19 protein-coding genes are annotated in these 15,981 nt (G+C 66.0%); 18 read left to right on the top strand and 1 reads right to left on the bottom strand.

What is annotated here, in order from left to right; translation table 11 throughout:
• On the bottom strand, positions 1 to 340 hold a 340-nt coding region (locus tag BHE75_RS07170; RefSeq protein ID WP_217494715.1), incomplete at its 3' end, for a helix-turn-helix domain-containing protein.
• A 442-nt stretch (positions 341 to 782) separates the two neighbouring features.
• Between BHE75_RS07170 and BHE75_RS07165 the strand changes: the two genes are divergently transcribed.
• The 18 genes from BHE75_RS07165 (at position 783) to BHE75_RS07080 (ending at position 15,972) form a co-directional block, all read left to right on the top strand.
• Positions 783 to 1,058 (top strand): hypothetical protein, encoded by a 276-nt coding sequence (locus tag BHE75_RS07165; protein ID WP_070933431.1) that lies wholly within the window; start codon positions 783 to 785, stop codon positions 1,056 to 1,058.
• Positions 1,048 to 1,821 (top strand): DsbC family protein, encoded by a 774-nt coding sequence (locus BHE75_RS07160; RefSeq protein ID WP_070933429.1) that lies wholly within the window; start codon positions 1,048 to 1,050, stop codon positions 1,819 to 1,821. Before BHE75_RS07165 ends, BHE75_RS07160 begins: the two co-directional genes overlap by 11 nt.
• Before the next feature lie 184 nt (positions 1,822 to 2,005).
• The gene (locus tag BHE75_RS07155; RefSeq protein ID WP_031310237.1) at positions 2,006 to 2,320 is read left to right on the top strand and encodes a hypothetical protein; all 315 of its coding nucleotides are present in this window, start codon (positions 2,006 to 2,008) and stop codon (positions 2,318 to 2,320) included.
• Between the two features lie 131 nt (positions 2,321 to 2,451).
• Positions 2,452 to 2,718 (top strand): type IV conjugative transfer system protein TraL, encoded by a 267-nt coding sequence (locus BHE75_RS07150; protein ID WP_070933427.1) that lies wholly within the window; start codon positions 2,452 to 2,454, stop codon positions 2,716 to 2,718.
• 9 nt (positions 2,719 to 2,727) lie between these two features.
• On the top strand, positions 2,728 to 3,360 hold the full coding sequence (locus tag BHE75_RS07145) for a TraE/TraK family type IV conjugative transfer system protein (protein WP_070933425.1): 633 nt from the start codon (positions 2,728 to 2,730) through the stop codon (positions 3,358 to 3,360).
• Positions 3,344 to 4,102: a type-F conjugative transfer system secretin TraK gene (locus BHE75_RS07140; RefSeq protein WP_070933423.1), complete on the top strand. Its 759-nt coding sequence runs from the start codon at positions 3,344 to 3,346 to the stop codon at positions 4,100 to 4,102. Before BHE75_RS07145 ends, BHE75_RS07140 begins: the two co-directional genes overlap by 17 nt.
• Complete coding sequence (locus BHE75_RS07135) at positions 4,099 to 5,388, top strand: TraB/VirB10 family protein (RefSeq protein ID WP_070933421.1); 1,290 nt, start codon at positions 4,099 to 4,101, stop codon at positions 5,386 to 5,388. Before BHE75_RS07140 ends, BHE75_RS07135 begins: the two co-directional genes overlap by 4 nt.
• A 35-nt stretch (positions 5,389 to 5,423) precedes the next feature.
• Positions 5,424 to 6,002, top strand: a complete 579-nt coding sequence (locus BHE75_RS07130; protein ID WP_070933419.1) for a TraV family lipoprotein — start codon at positions 5,424 to 5,426, stop codon at positions 6,000 to 6,002.
• Positions 5,999 to 8,512, top strand: a complete 2,514-nt coding sequence (locus tag BHE75_RS07125; protein WP_070933418.1) for a TraC family protein — start codon at positions 5,999 to 6,001, stop codon at positions 8,510 to 8,512. Before BHE75_RS07130 ends, BHE75_RS07125 begins: the two co-directional genes overlap by 4 nt.
• Positions 8,512 to 8,832 carry a hypothetical protein gene (locus tag BHE75_RS07120; RefSeq protein WP_070933416.1) on the top strand — a complete coding sequence of 107 codons (321 nt, stop codon included), beginning with the start codon at positions 8,512 to 8,514 and terminating at the stop codon, positions 8,830 to 8,832. The genes BHE75_RS07125 and BHE75_RS07120 overlap by 1 nt, the downstream gene beginning before the upstream one ends.
• Positions 8,829 to 9,257: a hypothetical protein gene (locus BHE75_RS07115; RefSeq protein WP_070933414.1), complete on the top strand. Its 429-nt coding sequence runs from the start codon at positions 8,829 to 8,831 to the stop codon at positions 9,255 to 9,257. The genes BHE75_RS07120 and BHE75_RS07115 overlap by 4 nt, the downstream gene beginning before the upstream one ends.
• Positions 9,254 to 9,490: a hypothetical protein gene (locus tag BHE75_RS07110; RefSeq protein WP_070933412.1), complete on the top strand. Its 237-nt coding sequence runs from the start codon at positions 9,254 to 9,256 to the stop codon at positions 9,488 to 9,490. The genes BHE75_RS07115 and BHE75_RS07110 overlap by 4 nt, the downstream gene beginning before the upstream one ends.
• Positions 9,480 to 10,157, top strand: coding sequence for a conjugal transfer protein TraW (locus BHE75_RS07105; protein ID WP_070933410.1), 678 nt, complete (start codon positions 9,480 to 9,482; stop codon positions 10,155 to 10,157). The genes BHE75_RS07110 and BHE75_RS07105 overlap by 11 nt, the downstream gene beginning before the upstream one ends.
• Positions 10,154 to 11,170, top strand: a complete 1,017-nt coding sequence (locus BHE75_RS07100; protein WP_070933409.1) for a TraU family protein — start codon at positions 10,154 to 10,156, stop codon at positions 11,168 to 11,170. Before BHE75_RS07105 ends, BHE75_RS07100 begins: the two co-directional genes overlap by 4 nt.
• A 325-nt stretch (positions 11,171 to 11,495) precedes the next feature.
• Positions 11,496 to 13,442, top strand: a complete 1,947-nt coding sequence (locus BHE75_RS07095; protein ID WP_070933408.1) for a hypothetical protein — start codon at positions 11,496 to 11,498, stop codon at positions 13,440 to 13,442.
• Entirely contained in the window at positions 13,442 to 14,536 is a 1,095-nt protein-coding gene (traN, locus tag BHE75_RS07090; protein WP_139181668.1) for a conjugal transfer protein TraN, read from the top strand. Before BHE75_RS07095 ends, traN begins: the two co-directional genes overlap by 1 nt.
• Before the next feature lie 31 nt (positions 14,537 to 14,567).
• Positions 14,568 to 15,404 carry a type-F conjugative transfer system pilin assembly protein TrbC gene (locus BHE75_RS07085; protein WP_254684537.1) on the top strand — a complete coding sequence of 279 codons (837 nt, stop codon included), beginning with the start codon at positions 14,568 to 14,570 and terminating at the stop codon, positions 15,402 to 15,404.
• Positions 15,376 to 15,972, top strand: a complete 597-nt coding sequence (locus tag BHE75_RS07080; RefSeq protein WP_070933402.1) for a S26 family signal peptidase — start codon at positions 15,376 to 15,378, stop codon at positions 15,970 to 15,972. The genes BHE75_RS07085 and BHE75_RS07080 overlap by 29 nt, the downstream gene beginning before the upstream one ends.
• The last annotated feature ends 9 nt before the right edge of the window (positions 15,973 to 15,981 follow it).

Here is a 15,981-nt window from a genome sequence, read left to right as displayed (position 1 = left end):
CNNCGAGATCTACACAAGCACGCTCAAGCTGACGAAGATCGGTATGGAGGAGCGTTTGCGGGACAGGCATTCTCTGCGATATGAACAGGATCGGCAGCACGATATGCCCGGCCGACAGGCCCAGCCGGATCGTAGCGTTAAGGTGATCATCGAGCTTCGTGCCCGGATTGCCAGCCTCTATCTCGCGCAGCCACCGCGAACTGACGCCCATCTCATCGGCTAGCTCTCCCTGCTTGATCCCGCGTCGACGGCGCTCATCGCGAATACGCTCGCCTGAGACTTTTTTCACCGAACGCAGGCCCGAGAGGTCGGCTTCGGCAAGGCGCTGCGATCGTACCATCTCGATCTCCCAGCTGTTGAAAGCACGTCGCCATTCGGGACGTGCCGACAGCGTATCGAACTGAGCTGAGAGGCAGCAATTGTAGATGCTGCACGTTTCGCAAGAAGTGAAGTTCCGAACATATATATAAATGCAAATCTAGCGCGAGATATTCACCTAAGTCCGTTGACGCGATTATAATGTCGGAAAGCGGAGCGGTCGGAAGGATAATGCCGATTATCTGCATTTTATCGAGAGCAGAGTCGAATCAACCATTTCGGATTGATTTCGCATCCAAGTAGTTATTTCCGAGCGATCGGCAAATCATTTCCTGTTGCTGTTGCATGGCCGTCGATTGCCTTTCATGCACTGGGCATCTCGGAAGGCCGGGCTGAATCGCCGGCCATTCGTAGTCGCATCTTCACAGTAGCCGGCGCCCACGGCGTCGAACGGGGAGTCACGTATGACGAAGCCGATTATCGGCGCGATCGCTGCTGCCCTGGTGTGCCTGACAGGCTCGCCGGGCATGGCGCACACGCTCAACAGCGGCGCACAGGCCGAACCGAGCATCATCAGGGAGACAGCCGAGGGGTTCGCGATCTGCAGCTGCGCCTCGGCCTGTTCCGCGCAAACCGCGAAGCGGCCGGCTCCTGTCCGGATTGGCGCCAATGTCCTCCTCGATCCGGCCGTGATCAAGGCTGACCGCCTCAACGAAAAGGACGCCCGCCATGCGAAATAGCCGCATCGTCAATCTGTGTGCGGCGCTCGCGCTTGGCGCGGCGCTTCCCGTGGTTGCTCACGCACAATCGGAACCATCGCTCAACAAGGCTGTGGAAGAGGCGCAGGCACAGCTCCAGCAGACCTTCACCAACCTCCAGTTCGAGGACTTCGGGCCGTCCCCCGTGAAGGGGCCGATCTACCAGGCGAGCGCGGGTGGGCGGATCGTCTACTATGCCCCCGACAGCGAGCATATTTTGTTCGCGGCCGTCTATGACCGCAACGGGCTTAATGTCACCGCGCTGGCGCAGGACGCCGCTGCCCGGCGCAAGCTCGCCGGCATCGATACCAGCAAGGCGCTCGCGCTCGGCCCCGTCGATGCGCCGACCGTCATCGAGTTCACCGATCCCGATTGCCCCTATTGCCGCGCGCTGGACCGCTTCTGGGCCGCGAAGGCAGCCGAAGGAAAACCTGTCCACCGGCTGATCTTCTTCGTCAGCGGCATCCACCCGGAAGCTGCCGCCAAGGCCGAGCATATTTATTGCTCGCCCGACAAGGAGCAGGCCTTCAAGGCGATCTACGCCGGCGCTGGGCCTGCCGACTTGCGCAAATGCGCGGCCGGTGCAGCCAGGGTCAAGGCCGATGCCGAGGTGGTCAGCAAGATCGGGGTCAGCGGCACGCCGACCATCATCGCCGACGGCAAGCTGATCTCCGGGTTTCAGCAGGCAGAGCTTGAAGAGTTCCTGAGCGAGAAAGCCAAGGCGCGGACCGATGCGCCGCGCTGAGAATCTTTCAACCCCATCCTTGGCGGTCGCTTGCGGCAGCGCGCTCCGGCGCGTGGCCCGGCGGACCGGAATGCCGGCGGCCATGGCCCAATCGGGCCGTCCAGTCATGCCGCCGGCCGACAGCGATCACGATCGATGCCGGCAGGCAGTGACCCGGACGGCCCATATTGCACGGAGCAAGTCCATGATCAGAAAGATCGGCAACCGGGTCGTCTCGGTCGCCAATGTCGGCATCCCTTTGGCTGCCTTCGCCCTCGTCAGCGGTGGCGCCCACGCCTTCACCGCCCCGACGACCGGCGACCTCGGCTACGACATCTACGATATCGTCGTGAACAAGGGCGTGAAGGGACCGCTGGGGTTCGTCGGCGGCGTCGCCGCCTTCCTCTTCGGCGTGTCGCGGCTGTTCTCCAACGTCATGGTGGGCATCCCGACCATCGTCGCGGCCGTCTGCCTCATCAAGTCCGACACCATCCTCCAGACCTTTGGAATGGTGATCTGAGCCCCCCGTCCGCGCGCGTCGGAACGGGCGCGCGCGGACACCCCCGGACCTGGGCGCGCAGGCGCCTTGGTAAGCCATCCAGATAGTCAACCGGCTTCTCTGGACGGTCCTGAAGCAAGAGGAGAAGGCTCGTGGACGAGCGACTACCCCAATATCTCCACAAGCCGGTCCAGATCCTGTGGTTTGGTTCGGACGAGTTCGTGCTGGTGATCACGGTCATCTTCGTCGCGGTCGTCGTCGGCGGGATGCTCGGTTGGGCGCTCATCGCGGGTCTTCTCCTTTTCGTTCCCTGGCTGCGCACCAAGCCGCGCGGGTTCATCCCGCACCTGGCCTGGCGCTGGGGCCTCATCTCCTTCCGCAACTATCCGGGTCCGACGCAGACCCGCTTTTTCGAGTGAGGCCCCGCGATGTTTCGGCGATCCTCCCGCAAGACCGACGATCTCCTGGCCGGCAAGCCAGCGAGCTACGGTATCCATCGCTACCTGCAAGGGTCGAGCAATCTGTTCGAGGAGAACCGGCTGCTGAAGGTCGCGGTCGCCGGCCTGTTCGGCATCACCGCGGTGCTCGGCACACTGATCTACACGTCCAACCAGAACACACGCACGGTGGTCGTGCCCTTCGGCGCGGGCGGTGATCTCTATGTGACCGGCAGCAAACCGTCCGAAGCCTATCTGCGCACGATCACGCGCAACATGGTCTCGCTTTCGGGCACTTACTCGGCCTATTCGGCGGACCGGCAGTTCCAGGAACTGCTGAGCATCACCCATCCTTCGGCCTACAACAGCCTGCGCGACAGCCTCAACCGGCTGCTCGACGAGCTGGCCGACAACCCTACGCTTTCGATCGCGACCTATATCCGTCCCGATCAGCCGGTGACCTGGACCGACCGCGAGATCCTCGTGCCGGTCGAGAAGGTCCGGGTGATCGGCGGCGTGATCCGCAAGTTCCGGGGCAATCTGCGGATTCGCTACGCGATCGACAATGGCCGCTTCTGGCTGATCGCCCTTTCCGAGGAAAATTTCGATGCCAATCCCCGTTAAGCGGTTGCTGGCGCTCGGCCTCGTGCTCGCGCCGCTCCCCGCGGCGGCGCAGACGATCGTCGCGCTGCCCGACCAGACCAGCACGATCCGCCTGTCCAACCGCGACATCAACCATGTCATCTGCGCGGGCGGCGAGATCGAGGACATCAAATTCTCGGCCGAGAAGGCGATCGCCGTCGAGCGCGCCGGTTCGAACGCCTGGATCAAGTTCCTCGTCCGCGAGGTCGATGATGCCGGCGCGGTGACGCGCTCGTTCGTGACGGTCGCCTCCGAGTTCTTCATCAGCTGCAACGGGGCGGTCTATGCGCTCTATGCCGAGCCGTCGGATATTCCGGCGCAGACGGTGACACTTCAGGCTGGCGCGACCCAGCGGGCACGCGCGAACGAAGAGCTGCTCGGCCCGTTGGTCGAGGAAGAGCGGGCGGTCTCGATCACGCTTTCGCTATTGCAGGACCGTATTCCGGCCAGCTTCACCTCTGTCGCGCCCCGCGCGGATCGCCTGCGCCTCGCCAATCTGGCGGAGGCCGAGATCGACGAGCGGCGGCGCGTCGAGATCGAAGGCTCCGGCCTCTCGGCCTCGGAATATCTGGTGACCGCGATCGCCGAGGTCACGCTCGATGAACGCAGCTTCCTCGTGCCCGACCTCGGTGCCAACATCTTCGCGGTCACGCTCGATCGCACGATCCTTAAACCGGGCGAAGCGGCGCGGCTGATCGTCATTCGCCGGGGAGCGGTGCAATGACGCCGGCCGACGAACCCGCCGGTCCGGCCGATACCGGCGCGCCGACCAGCTACCGCGAGCATCTCGCCGCGCAGGCCCGCGCCGATGCCAGGACGCCCGAACGCGGTCCGGCGCTGCTCGACATGCGGGCACGTTGGGCGTCGTTCAATTCTCGGCAGCAGCTTCGCCTCAAACAACTGGGCGTCGCCGGCATCGTCGGTCTGCTCGGCGCCGGGCTCTATTTCGCGAGCGGCGATGCGCCGCAGGATGCGGGCGCGCCGGCATCGTCGAAACTGGACATGGGCGCAGGGCTTCGCGGCGACAGTCTCGAAGTGAAGTTGCGCGGGGATCTCAAGAAGATCCTCGACGGCCAGGGTCTCCTCGGCGATCGCGTCACCGCGATCGAGGAAGGCCGCATCGGACCGGGCGCCGCAGGCGCGCCGGGCTCCGATCTGCCCCAGGCGCTGCCGGGCGAAGCGCCGGCTTTTCCCGAACCGCCCGATACGAGCGATCTCGATCCGTCGATGACCGCGCCGCCGGCCATTCCTTCTGCGCCTCCCGCGCCGCCGGCCCCGCCGGTCGAGAAGACGGTGGGCGCGATCGGCGCCGCGACCAGCCCGGTCGCGGCCGCCGAAGGGGTAGCGGGCGCTAAAAAAAAGAGCCGGACGATCTATTTGCCGCCTGGTTTCATGAAGGCGCGGCTGCTGACCGGGATCGACGCGCTGGCGAGCCGGGACGCAACCAGCAACCCGGAGCCGCTGATCGCCCGCGTTCAGGCGCCCGCCGTGCTTCCCAATGACGTCAAGGCCAACCTCGCCGGCTGCTTCGTCATCGGCAACGCGACCGGGAGCCTCGCCAAGGAGCGGGTGGAAATCCAGCTCGTCTCGCTGTCCTGCGTCGACTTCGACGAACGCTCGGTGGTTGATCAGCCGATCAAGGGCTTCTTCGTCGATACCGACGGCAAGAAGGGTCTGTCCGGCAAGGTCGTCACCCGTGCCGGCGCAGCGCTTGCGCGGGCCTTCATCGCCGGCACCATCACCGGCATCGCCGATACCGTCGAGAACACGGTGGGCGATGTCTCGACCTCGGCACTCGGCTCGGTGCGCAGTTTCGACGCGGGCGATGCCGCCAAGGCGGGCGTTGCAGGCGGTCTGGCGCGGTCGTCGGAGAAGCTCACCGACTTCTATCTCGACCTCGCACGCCAGGCCGGCCCGATCGTCGAGGTCGGCGCGGCCAAGGATGTGGTCGTGGTGATCCAGGAGGGCGTGACCCTCGAAATCAAGCCAACCGCGGGCGCGAAGTTCTGATGCGCGCGCACCCTCATATCCAGGGAGCCAGCCCCATGCCCCAATCGCAACGCCGGCGCGCCACACGCGCCGCCGCCCTCATCCTCCTTCTCCCCGCGCTGTCCGCCTTGGGCGGCTGCGCGACGCTCGGCTCGGTCATGTCGCCCTACAGCGAGAAATTCTCCTGCAAAAATGACGACCATGGCCAGTGCATCCACCCGGAGAAGGCCTATGCCGACGCGGTGGCGGGCGCGACGTCGAAGTCGGACCCTGCCGTCACCCGCGATAAGGCCATGCTGCGCGAGCGCGGTGACAGGCGTTCGGCCAGGAGCCGGCCGGCGGACCAAGGCTACGCCGGCTATCGGACAAGCGTCTATCGCGAGCTTCAGGGACTGATCGACCAGCCGGTCACCCCGATGCTCAAACCCGCGCGCACGATCCGCACGCTGATTCTGCCCTATGCCGACCAGCATCGGCCCGACCGGCTCTACATGCAGCGCTACGTGTTCTCGATCCTCGAACGCCCGCAATGGGTGGTCGGCGACTATCTGGTCGGCCCGCAATCGTCGAGCACGCGCGTGCCCATCCTCGAACAGGTGCGCGAGCGCGAAGCCGACGAAAGCAAGCAGCCATGAGCGCGCTGGTGGACCAGCGTGACGGCATGACGCTGGCGCGGCTGCGCCAGAGCGTTTCGCGCGACAGCTTCTCCGACTTCCTGCCGCTCGTCGCCTGGGTCGAGGAGGAGGAAGCCTTCCTCTGCATCGACGATGGCTGGGGCTATGCCTGGGAGCTGGTCCCTTCGGCCTATATGTTCGCGCATGTCCATGAAGCGCTGCTCGGCCTGCTTAATGTGCATTTCCCCGAAGGAACCGTGCTCCAGCTTCATAGCTTCGCCGACCCGCTGATCGACGATGCGCTCGATGCCTATCTCGACCTGAAGACCCGCCCCGATCCGCTGATCCAGGCCTCGGCGCGGCGGACGTTCGACTATCTGCGCGCCGGCACCGCGGGTCTCAAAGCCCTGCACGGCATTCCGGTCCGCGACTTCCGGACCTTTCTGTCGGTGAAGACGCGCGCGCCGATGGACAGTGATCTCAAGCGCCAGATCGAGGAGCAACTGGCGAAGCTCGGCATCCGCAAGCTGCCGCCGCAGGAACTGGTCTCCTTCTACCGCCGCATTTTCAATGGCGTGTTCGACCATGCGCCCGGTGTCTTCTCGCAAGGCGACGCAACCCGCGCGCTGGCGATCCGCAAGCAGATCATCGACGCCGGCCCGGCCTTCGCGTTCGAGGGGCCGGAAGTGTTCCTTGGCGATCAGGTCGCCCGCTGCCTGACGCCCAAGTCGCCGCCGCGCCGGATCACGGCCGAGCGCGCCAATCGCCTGACCGGCGGCATGCGTGGCAGCAGCGAGGACAGCGACCAGATCGGCGGGCCGTTCCTGTTCACGCTCAACGTGCTGTTCGATCATTCGGCGTTCGAGATCCACAAGCGCGCGCAAATCCTCTCCGCTCAGAAGGCGGCGGGCAGCTTCGCGGTCGAGGTCGGCAAGCAGATCGAGGAGATCGGCTGGATCCTCGACGAAATCGGCAACAGCCGGTTCGTCTCGGTGATTCCGACCCTGTGGGTGTTCGGCAGCGACCGTCATCAGGCGCGCGAGATGGCGGCGCGGGCCAAGCGGCTGTGGGAATCGGAACCGCTGCCCTGGATGGTGCAGGAGGAAAGCTACCTCAATCCGATCCTGCTGGCTTCCAGCCTGCCGTTCGGCCTCTATCCCGACAAGCGCACGATCCGCATGTTGCAGCGCGATTTTCGCCTGCCGGCGCGCGCCGCGGTGCTGATGTCGCCGATCCAGACCGATTTCAGGGGCGGCGGCCGACCGGCGCTGCTCTACACCGGGCGCAAGGGACAGCTCGTCACGCTCGACCTGTTCGATCCGCGCATCAACAATTACAATTTCGTCGTGTCGGCGGAGAGCGGTGCTGGCAAGAGCTTCCTGCTCAACAATCTTTGCCAGCAATATTATGCGCAGAACGCGCTCATCCGCATCATCGATATCGGCGGCAGCTACCGCAAGCTCTGCACGCTCTGCTCGGGCCGCTATATCGACCTTGGCGAAGAGCATCTCGTGCTCAACCCGTTCGATCTCGGCCTCGCCATGGACGGCGATGACCGGGAATCCGCGATCTCGATGGCCGTCGCGATCGTCGCGGAAATGGCCAATGCCGCCACCCGCAAGCCCGTCACCACCTCGGAATGGAACCTGCTGAAGTCGGCCGTGCAATGGGCGATCGACAGCGGCCGCGCCGAAGCAGGCATCGATGCGGTGCGCGAATGGCTCGGCGCCTATCCGGCCAACACCGCTTCCGATCTAGACCGGGTGGACCATCTGGTCCCGACCGCCCGCGAACTGGCGTTCAACCTGCGCGATTTCGGGTCGGACGGCGCTTACGGGCATTATTTCAACGGCCCGTCGACCTTCGACATATCGAGCGACGAGTTCGTCGTGCTCGAACTCGAACGGCTGAAAGCCATGCCCGACCTCTTCAACGTGGTCATCATGGTGGTGGTGAACGCGGTCACGCAGGAACTCTATCTGTCCGCGCGCGATCGTCCGCGCTTCGTCCTCTGCGACGAGGCCGCCCAGTTCATGACCCGCAGCGACGGGCAGGATCTCTCCCGCCTCGCCGAAGCCTTCAGCCAGGGCTATCGGCGCGCCCGCAAATATCGCGGCAGCTTCGGCATCGTGCTGCAAAGCATGAACGACCTCATGCTGTTCGGCGGCACGGGTCAGGTCATCCTGGAGAATGCCGCCACCCGGTTCCTGCTCCAGGGCTCGACCTACGACAAAGCCGTCGAGAATAAGATCCTCGACTATTCGGGCTTCGTCCTCGATCTCCTGAAATCGGTCCGCAACAACAAGCCGAACTACTCCGAAGTTTTCATCGACAGCCCATTGGGCCTTGGCATCGCGCGGCTTGTCGTCGATCCGTTCAGCTACTGGATCAACACATCCGCGCCCGACGAGGTCGCGGCCTTCGAGGCGCTGGTCCGGAAGGGACGCTCGCCGCTCGAAGCGGTCTGCGAACTGGCCGGAGTGGATCCCGCCGAGATCCTGGCGCCGACCGGTTCGGACGGGAGGCCGTGATGCGGACCCGCAAGCCCGACGCCGCCCAGATGACGCTCGAACTGAACCCGGACGACGAACTCGAACGGATCATCGAGGCGCGCGTCGCCGAGCGGGCCGAAGCGCAGGCGCTCGGCTGGCGCTTCCGTCTCGTCATCATCGAGACGGTGATGATCGCCTCGCTGGTGCTCGCCGCCGGCATCGCGCTCGATCTGCCGATGTCGAAGACGCTGACCGGCGCGGCCACTGTCGGCATCGGCTGCTTCCTGACCGGCCTGATGCTGATCGGTCTCACCGGCGCGGCCAGCCGCCTTCTCGCAAAGCTCAGGAGGAAACCATGAGCCTGGAGCCGTTCACCTACAGGTCCGACACACATCTCACCGAAGTTCCGCGCGAGCCGGACGAAAGCCTTCACGAGTATCTGGTCCGGGCCAATCGCACTTTGGTCGGCCGGGTCAGGATGCTCTCACGGGCGCGCGACGAGTCCGACTATATCCAGGCCGGCGAACAGGCTCGCTGGCGGATCGACAGGATGCTCCTGACCCTGGCCGGTCCGCTGATCGGCACTGCGGCCTATGTTGGCCTCGTCCGGGCTGGCATCACGCAGGTCGCCCGGTTCGAGTTCATCGCCGGGGTCATCGCCTTTGCGGGCCTCACCGGCGGACCGTTCGTGCTCGCCTTCGCAACGCTCGGGCCGAAGGTTACGAACTGGCTCCTTTCGCACCGGTCGCGCTGCGCCATGCTTCCCATGCGGAGGCGGCGATGAACGGCATCTTCTCAGCCGCGCCCTGCCAGTCGTCGATCCGCCTGCTGGTCGGAGCGCATCTGATCCTTCTCGTGCAGGCCTTCCTGCTGATCTGGTCGGGCGCCGACCTCGACGGCACGCGCCCGCTCATCTGGCTCGCGCTGCTCGTCGGCACGGCGGGCCTGTGCTGCGCCGTCTGGGGCGAGAGCCGCAATCCGCCGCTGAGCTGGAGGGAGCGCCGCCGTGGACGATGAGGGCTACCCGCAGGGCTGGCATGTGGTCGCAATCCAGTCGGCGTTGATCGGCGCGATGATCGTCGGCGCTCTGATTCTCGCCGGTGCGGCGCGCGCCGAGACCTCCAATGTCGGCCGGACCTGGCCGATCGCCGAGCCCGATGCGATGGCCGAGATCGAGGCCGCGGTGGCGCGGCAGCCTGCCAGCATCGCCCCGCGGTTCGGGCCGCGCTCGGGATGGAGCGCGCTCAAGGCCGCGCCGCTCGGGGTCGCCGAGAAGGGCCGGGTTCGCAGCGTCGTCCCGTTCTACACGCTCGACCAGGAAATCCGCTTGGCCGACGGCAAGCTACTCTACCCCAAGGGCTTCACCTTCAACCCGCTTACCTATGTGTCGCTGCCGCAGCGCCTGGTGATCGTCCATCCGCGCGATCTTGGCTGGGCGCTTAAAACGGCCGCGCTCACCGACTGGATTCTCCTGACCGGCGGCGGCGAACCAAAAGACGATGCGCTCTCGCTCGGCGAGAAACATGGCCGCGCGCTCTTCATCCTCGAGGAGCGGGTGAAGGACCGGCTCGGCCTCACCGTGGCGCCCGTCATCGTCCGCCAGTCCGGCCAACGCCTCGAACTCACCGAAGTCCATCTGGAGCGCAAGGGAAGCCAAGGTCTTCCCCAGGAGAAACGGCCATGACCCGCATCACCTCCGTGCTGCGCGCTGGCGCCGCCGCCATCGCGCTGGCGCTGCTGGTCCCGGCAACCCCGGCCCATGCCTCGAAGTGCGAGGCGGGCACCGTGTTCAATCCGATCACCAAGGTCCGCTGGAACTGCATCTTCCCGATCACCATCGGCGGCGTGCGGGTCGGCAGCTTCGACAAGCTCGACAAGGCGCTCGATGCGCAGTCGGCGTCCAAGCCTCTGTGCGCCTGCCGCAAGGGCGCGACCTTCTGGTTCGGCGTCAAGGTCAGCTTCTGGTCGCCCAACCGCATGGTCGATGTGGTTACCGAGCCGGGCTGCATGATGGCGCTGGGCGTCGATCTGCTGCCGACCGGCGGCAAGCTTCAGGGCAGCCAGTCGTCGATCTCGGACGGCACCAACACCACCAAGCTCTTCGCGCAGGCGCATTACTACATCTCGCCGGTCTGGAAGATGCTCGACATGTTCACGGACCTGCCCTGCATCGAGGACGAAGGGTTCGACGTCGCGATGATCACCGAGGTGCTGCCGACCTGGCAGTCGGGGACGTTGGGCGCGATCATCCAGCCCGAGGGCATATTGTTCGGCAATCCCGCCGCCGGCCTTGCCTGCATGGCCGACAGCGCGGCAGCAGCGGCGGGCAAGACAATCGATCCCCTGTTCTGGTGCATGGGATCATGGGGGTCGACCTATCCCATCGCCGGCGACATCCATATGGGCGACCGGGTCGAGGCCTGGGCGGGCCTCGCCGCGCGCACCACCTTCATGATGGGGCGCCTGGGCTTGCTCACCATCCATTCCGAGGACGGCTGTTCGCTCAAAGCTCAGCCGATCTGGACCAAGAGCCGTTACAAGCTCCAGATCATGGAGCCCGTAAAGGGCGGCAAATGCGTCAATATCGGGCGGCCCGGCGCGCTGTGGACCAGCGGTAAACATGCGCCCGGCAAAGACAATGCCCAGTTCATGCTCTTCGAAAAGGCGATCTGCTGCGCGGGGGTATCCACCCCATGAGCGGATCGCTTCCCCCACGCTGCGCGCAAAACCCTGAACCGAGCTGGTCCGTCCGCCAAGGACCGCTTGACGATGCGGCCTCGCGCGCGGCGGGAGCGGCGGTGACAGCCCCCTGCGCCGCCGCTCCACCCTCGGTCAGCACGGTCGCCGGTCTCCCTGCCGGGCCGGCGAGCACCCCTCTCACCGTCGCCCCGGTCGCGGCCGTGCTGACCACCTTCCAGGGGCAAGCTGTCTATCGGATACTCTCGCCCGGATCGCCCTCGTTCCGGGCGGGAGACCTGCTGCGCTTCGCCTATGGGTCGCGCACGGCTCGGGAGCGCCCGCTATGAGGGTGCGCGCCCTTGCCCTGCTGGCCACCGCGCTTTCGATGCCGATCTCAGCCCACGCCCAGACCGTGGAAGAGCGCGCGCGTGTTGCGGCGCAGGCCGCGCGCGAGAAGAGCGCCGACAGCGAAGCGATCCAGAAGAACTATGTGACGCCCGGGCTCGCCGGCGAGGCGATCACCACCGTCGACGGGACCAAGAGCTTCAACCCGAGCCTTGCCTGCCAGACGACCTCGACCCTGCTCGAAATCCTCGCGCAGCCGGGATCGACCGGCGACATCACCAGCCTGCGCATCAGCCGCGACAAGGATCTCAACGGTTCGTTCGACCAGACGCTCACCCTGCCGATGCCGGTGTCGGGCATCTGCGCCAATGGCGTGATCGCCTGCCAGCCGGGCACCTGGAACCAGTGCCGCAGCTATAGATGGGACGTCTCGGCTGCGGGCGATCTCAAGCTGAGCGAGGTCGACCTGACCGCGCTCGCGGGCTGCTACTGCGTCAACAATAGCTGCGGCAGCAATCTGGTCTGGGGCAATATGGCCGCGACGTTGAAGGATATCGGCGGCGGCGTGGTCGGCGCGCTGACCTCGGCCGATCCGCGTATCGGCGTGGCACAGGCGGCGATCGACGGGCCGATCATTCGCTATACCGGCGCGCAGTCGACCGCCTGTGCTCCCAATCCATCGCTCGCCCAGACGGTCTACCGCGCCAATCCCGCCCAGATCCAGGGCGACGCCGCGTCGCTCGCGGCCGGCAACAGCGTGTTCCAGGCATTGAAGGGCTCGCCCGCCGGCATGGGCAAGGCCGAGCAAATCCGCGCCTGCACGATCCGGCGCGAGGTGAAGCTCGAGGCGGTCACGGCCGATAATATCATCGCCCGGACCTCGGGCGGCTACGCCACCTACGCCGATACACCGGACACGCGCGCGTTCCTGCTGGGGTCGCCGCGCGATGACAGCCTGAGCGGCGGAAGCTGCCGCCTCCATGATTTCCGGATGACGCTCGATGTCGGCGATCCCGATCGCCTCGTCTCGGCGCGGCTCTCGCAGATTCTCTTCGACGACTGGGTGCAGGTCCGGGTGGATGGCGCGCTCGTCCACGCCGACCCCGGTGGTTGGACCGGAGCCGGACTGCCGCCGGGCAAATGCGAGCGCGGACGGACCTGGTATGGCACTCCCAATCTCGACCTGAAGCCCTTCCTCACCAAGGGATCGCACGAAATCTGGGTGCGGGTCGCGGTCGGCGGCGAAGGCGAAGTGTCGGCGCGGATCGACGCCACGCTCGATCTCAGCTGCAATCCGACCGAGCGGGTCGTCGATCTGTGCGCCGGCTATGCCGCCGACGCCAATTGCCAGCTTCACGACGAAACTGTCGATGGCGTCCAAACCTTCCGCAATGCAGTCGGCACCGGCCTGACGCCGCTGCCCCAGACCCGCCTGTTTGAAAGCGGCGCCTGTTCGCTCAGCCTGGTCCGGCCCTGGTTCGAGCGCGACCGCCGCTATCGCTGCACGATCGACACCGGCGTCCTGCCGCAGCCCGATCTCAGCCGCGGCGCCTATATCATCGACCATTCTACCGAGACGTTGCTGGCCGACCGGGTGAAGACCAAAGACGGCGGCTATGCCGCATCGTCGCGTTCGTTCGCGCTTCCCGACCGTGGTTCGGTCGCAGCCTGCGAGCCGATCTGCAAGACCCGCGCGCCCAAGGCCAACACGGGTGTCGCGCCCGATGGCGTGGTCGGCGCGCGCCAGAACGCGCCCATCGGTTGGGACACTTTCTACCATGCCTGCACGCGCAGCAGCGCCGGCGCCGACATCTGTCCGGTGGGCGACGGCGAGGAGCTGGTCTCCGCCTGCGGCTGCCTCGACAATTTCCCTGAGGCGATCGTCATGATGCAGACGGTGCGGCTCGGCGGCGCGGACATGATCTGCACCTCGGAGTCCCGCTGATGCGCCGAACCTTCCTCCCTCTGATCGCCGGGCTCTTTGCAGCCCTGTCAACGGCAATGCCCACCACGTCCGCTCTGGCGCAGGCCACGCAGATGTGCGCCGCCGACCTCAATGGTAATGGCGATGCCGACGATCCCGGCGAGACCGCCGCCTGCGAGATCACCTCGCTCGGGCAGTATCAATGTCCCCTGCAAAAGGTCGCCTGCGTGCAGGAGCAGGACGGCGCCTATAGCTGCCCGCTGGGCGAGCAGTTCGCCTGCCTGCCGCAGGATGGCGGCCCGGCCTGCTCGCCCAACCAGTGCGTCAACCTCGCGGTGACCCCGATCGAGGACGAGCCCGTGCCCGACGATCCGGGCGTTCCGGCCGATGGCGCGGTCGATGCGGATGGCGCCTGTCTCGGCAACATCGAGATTTTCTCGGGACGCGCGGCGCGCTGCCGTCCGGCGGGCCTGCGCACCACCTTTTCGAACTGCTGCAAGGACAAAGGCAAGATCGTCAAGGACGGCATGGGCGGCTCGATCTCGTCGATCGGCACCAAGATCGCGGTCGCCAAGGGCGTGTTCACCGGGATGAAGGCGGCCTACGGCGCGTTCAGGGCAGGCGCGACCGCCGGCCAGGCCGCGAGCGCCGGCGCCAATGCGATCGTCGTCGGCATCGATCCGACCTCGATCGCGATCAGCCTCGCCATCAATTTCATGATGGATTTCCTGCTTTCGGGCTGTGACCAGCAGGACATGGAGGTCGGCATGCTGCGCGGCTCGGGCATGTGCCACGAGGTCGGCAGCTATTGCTCCTCGAAGATCCTCGGCATCTGCATCCAGAAGGCGCGCGGGCATTGCTGCTTCAATACGAAGCTCGGCCGCATCATCCAGGAACAGGGCCGCCCGCAGCTCAAGAGCTTCAACGGGCTCGGCTGGGGCACGCCCAAGCAGCCTTATTGCCGCGGCTTCACCCCGGAGGAGTTCCAGGCGCTGGATTTCTCCAAAATGGACCTTTCCGAATATTATTCCGAGATCGAGGCCCGTGCCCAGGCCGACATCCAGATCGACATGAAGGACAAGATCGATGCGTATATGGACGTCATCGGGAAATAGCGTGCGCGTGCTGCTCGGCGCCGGCGCGCTAATGCTCATGCCTGTCGCCGCGCACGCGCAGGATGTGGCCGCGCAGGACGCTGCCGCGCCGGACAATGCGCGCGACCGGGCCGCGGCACACGGCGACGCGGCGCTCGACCGCCTCAGGCGTGCGACCGAATCGCGAAAGCAGGATGCCGAAGCGCGCGGACCGACCACGCTGCCGACGCCATCGGAGGACACGCGCCGCCGCGCATTCGATGGCCTGCGCAAACGGGTGACTTCGCCCGAGATGGAGGCGCGCGCGCGCAACGCCCAGCGGCAATCGGTCGAAGCCCTCGCCGCCGAGCAGGCAGCGATGGCGAAGCGACTCGGCCAAGCGCTCGGCCTCGAAGCGCCCGACATGGACGCGGTCGCCGGCGTCAGGAAGCCGGCATCGGCGCAAGGCTGGGTGCCGGTGCTGTTCGTCTCCTCCTCGATGCCGGTGACGACGCTGCGCACCTATGCCGCCCAGCTCGAAAAGGCTCGCGGCATTCTCGCATTTCGCGGCATGCCGGGCGGGCTCGCCAAGGTCGCGCCGATGGCGAAGCTCTCGGCAGAGATCCTCCGGCTCGATCCCGGCTGCGAAGGCCCGGCCTGCGCGATGCGCGACGTGCAACTCATCGTCGATCCGCTGGTCTTCCGGCAGCACGGCGTCGCCCGTGTGCCCGCGCTTGCGATGGTGCCGGGCGATCCGGCGCTGCCCTATTGCGAGCGCGAGGATGAGAGCCCGCGCGCCGTCCATGTCGTCTACGGCGACGCGGCGCTTTCCGGTTTGCTCGAAGAATATGCCCGCCTCGGCGGCAAGAAGGAGGTGCGCGATGCTCAGGCTCGCCTACAGGGCCGCTAAGGCGGGCTGGTTCGAACTTAAGGAGTTGCCGCTCAAAGCCGCCGTCGCGCTCGGCAGCGCCGGGCTCGGGCAGCCGCCACGCCCGGAGCAACTGTGGAAGGCCTATGGCATCGTCCTGCCGATCGGCCTCCTGACCTTCTGGGCCTTGCCGCAGGTGACGATCGTCATGAGCCCGTCGGTCGAGGCCTATCTGATCCGCAAAGCGCCGGGACCAATCGCGCGCGGCGATCTCGTGTCCTTCACGCTGTCGCACCCGCTTGCCGGTCCCAAGCCGGTGACCGTCACCAAATATGCGCTGTGCCTGCCCGGCGACCGCATCTCGATGATCGAGAAGCCCTCGATGACGCCGGGCAAATGGGACGGCTGGTATTATTGCAACGAGCGCCTGCTCGGCGTCAGCAAGCCCTATGGTCACAATGGCCAGGAACTCGAGCACTGGCAGCCCGACAACGGCCAAATCCTGCCCGGCACCATTTATGTCGGTTCTTCACATGTCAGCGGGTTCGACAGCCGTTATTATGGTCCGGTCGAGATCGCACACCTACGCCGGATGGAGAAGCTGCTGTGAAGCGGCGTG

Source organism: Edaphosphingomonas haloaromaticamans (assembly GCF_001853345.1).
In the GTDB taxonomy this organism is placed as follows: Bacteria; Pseudomonadota; Alphaproteobacteria; order Sphingomonadales; family Sphingomonadaceae; genus Sphingomonas_E; species Sphingomonas_E fennica.
The sequence above is the reverse complement of the archived record's forward strand: the minus strand, read 5'-3'. Positions and strand labels throughout refer to the sequence as shown.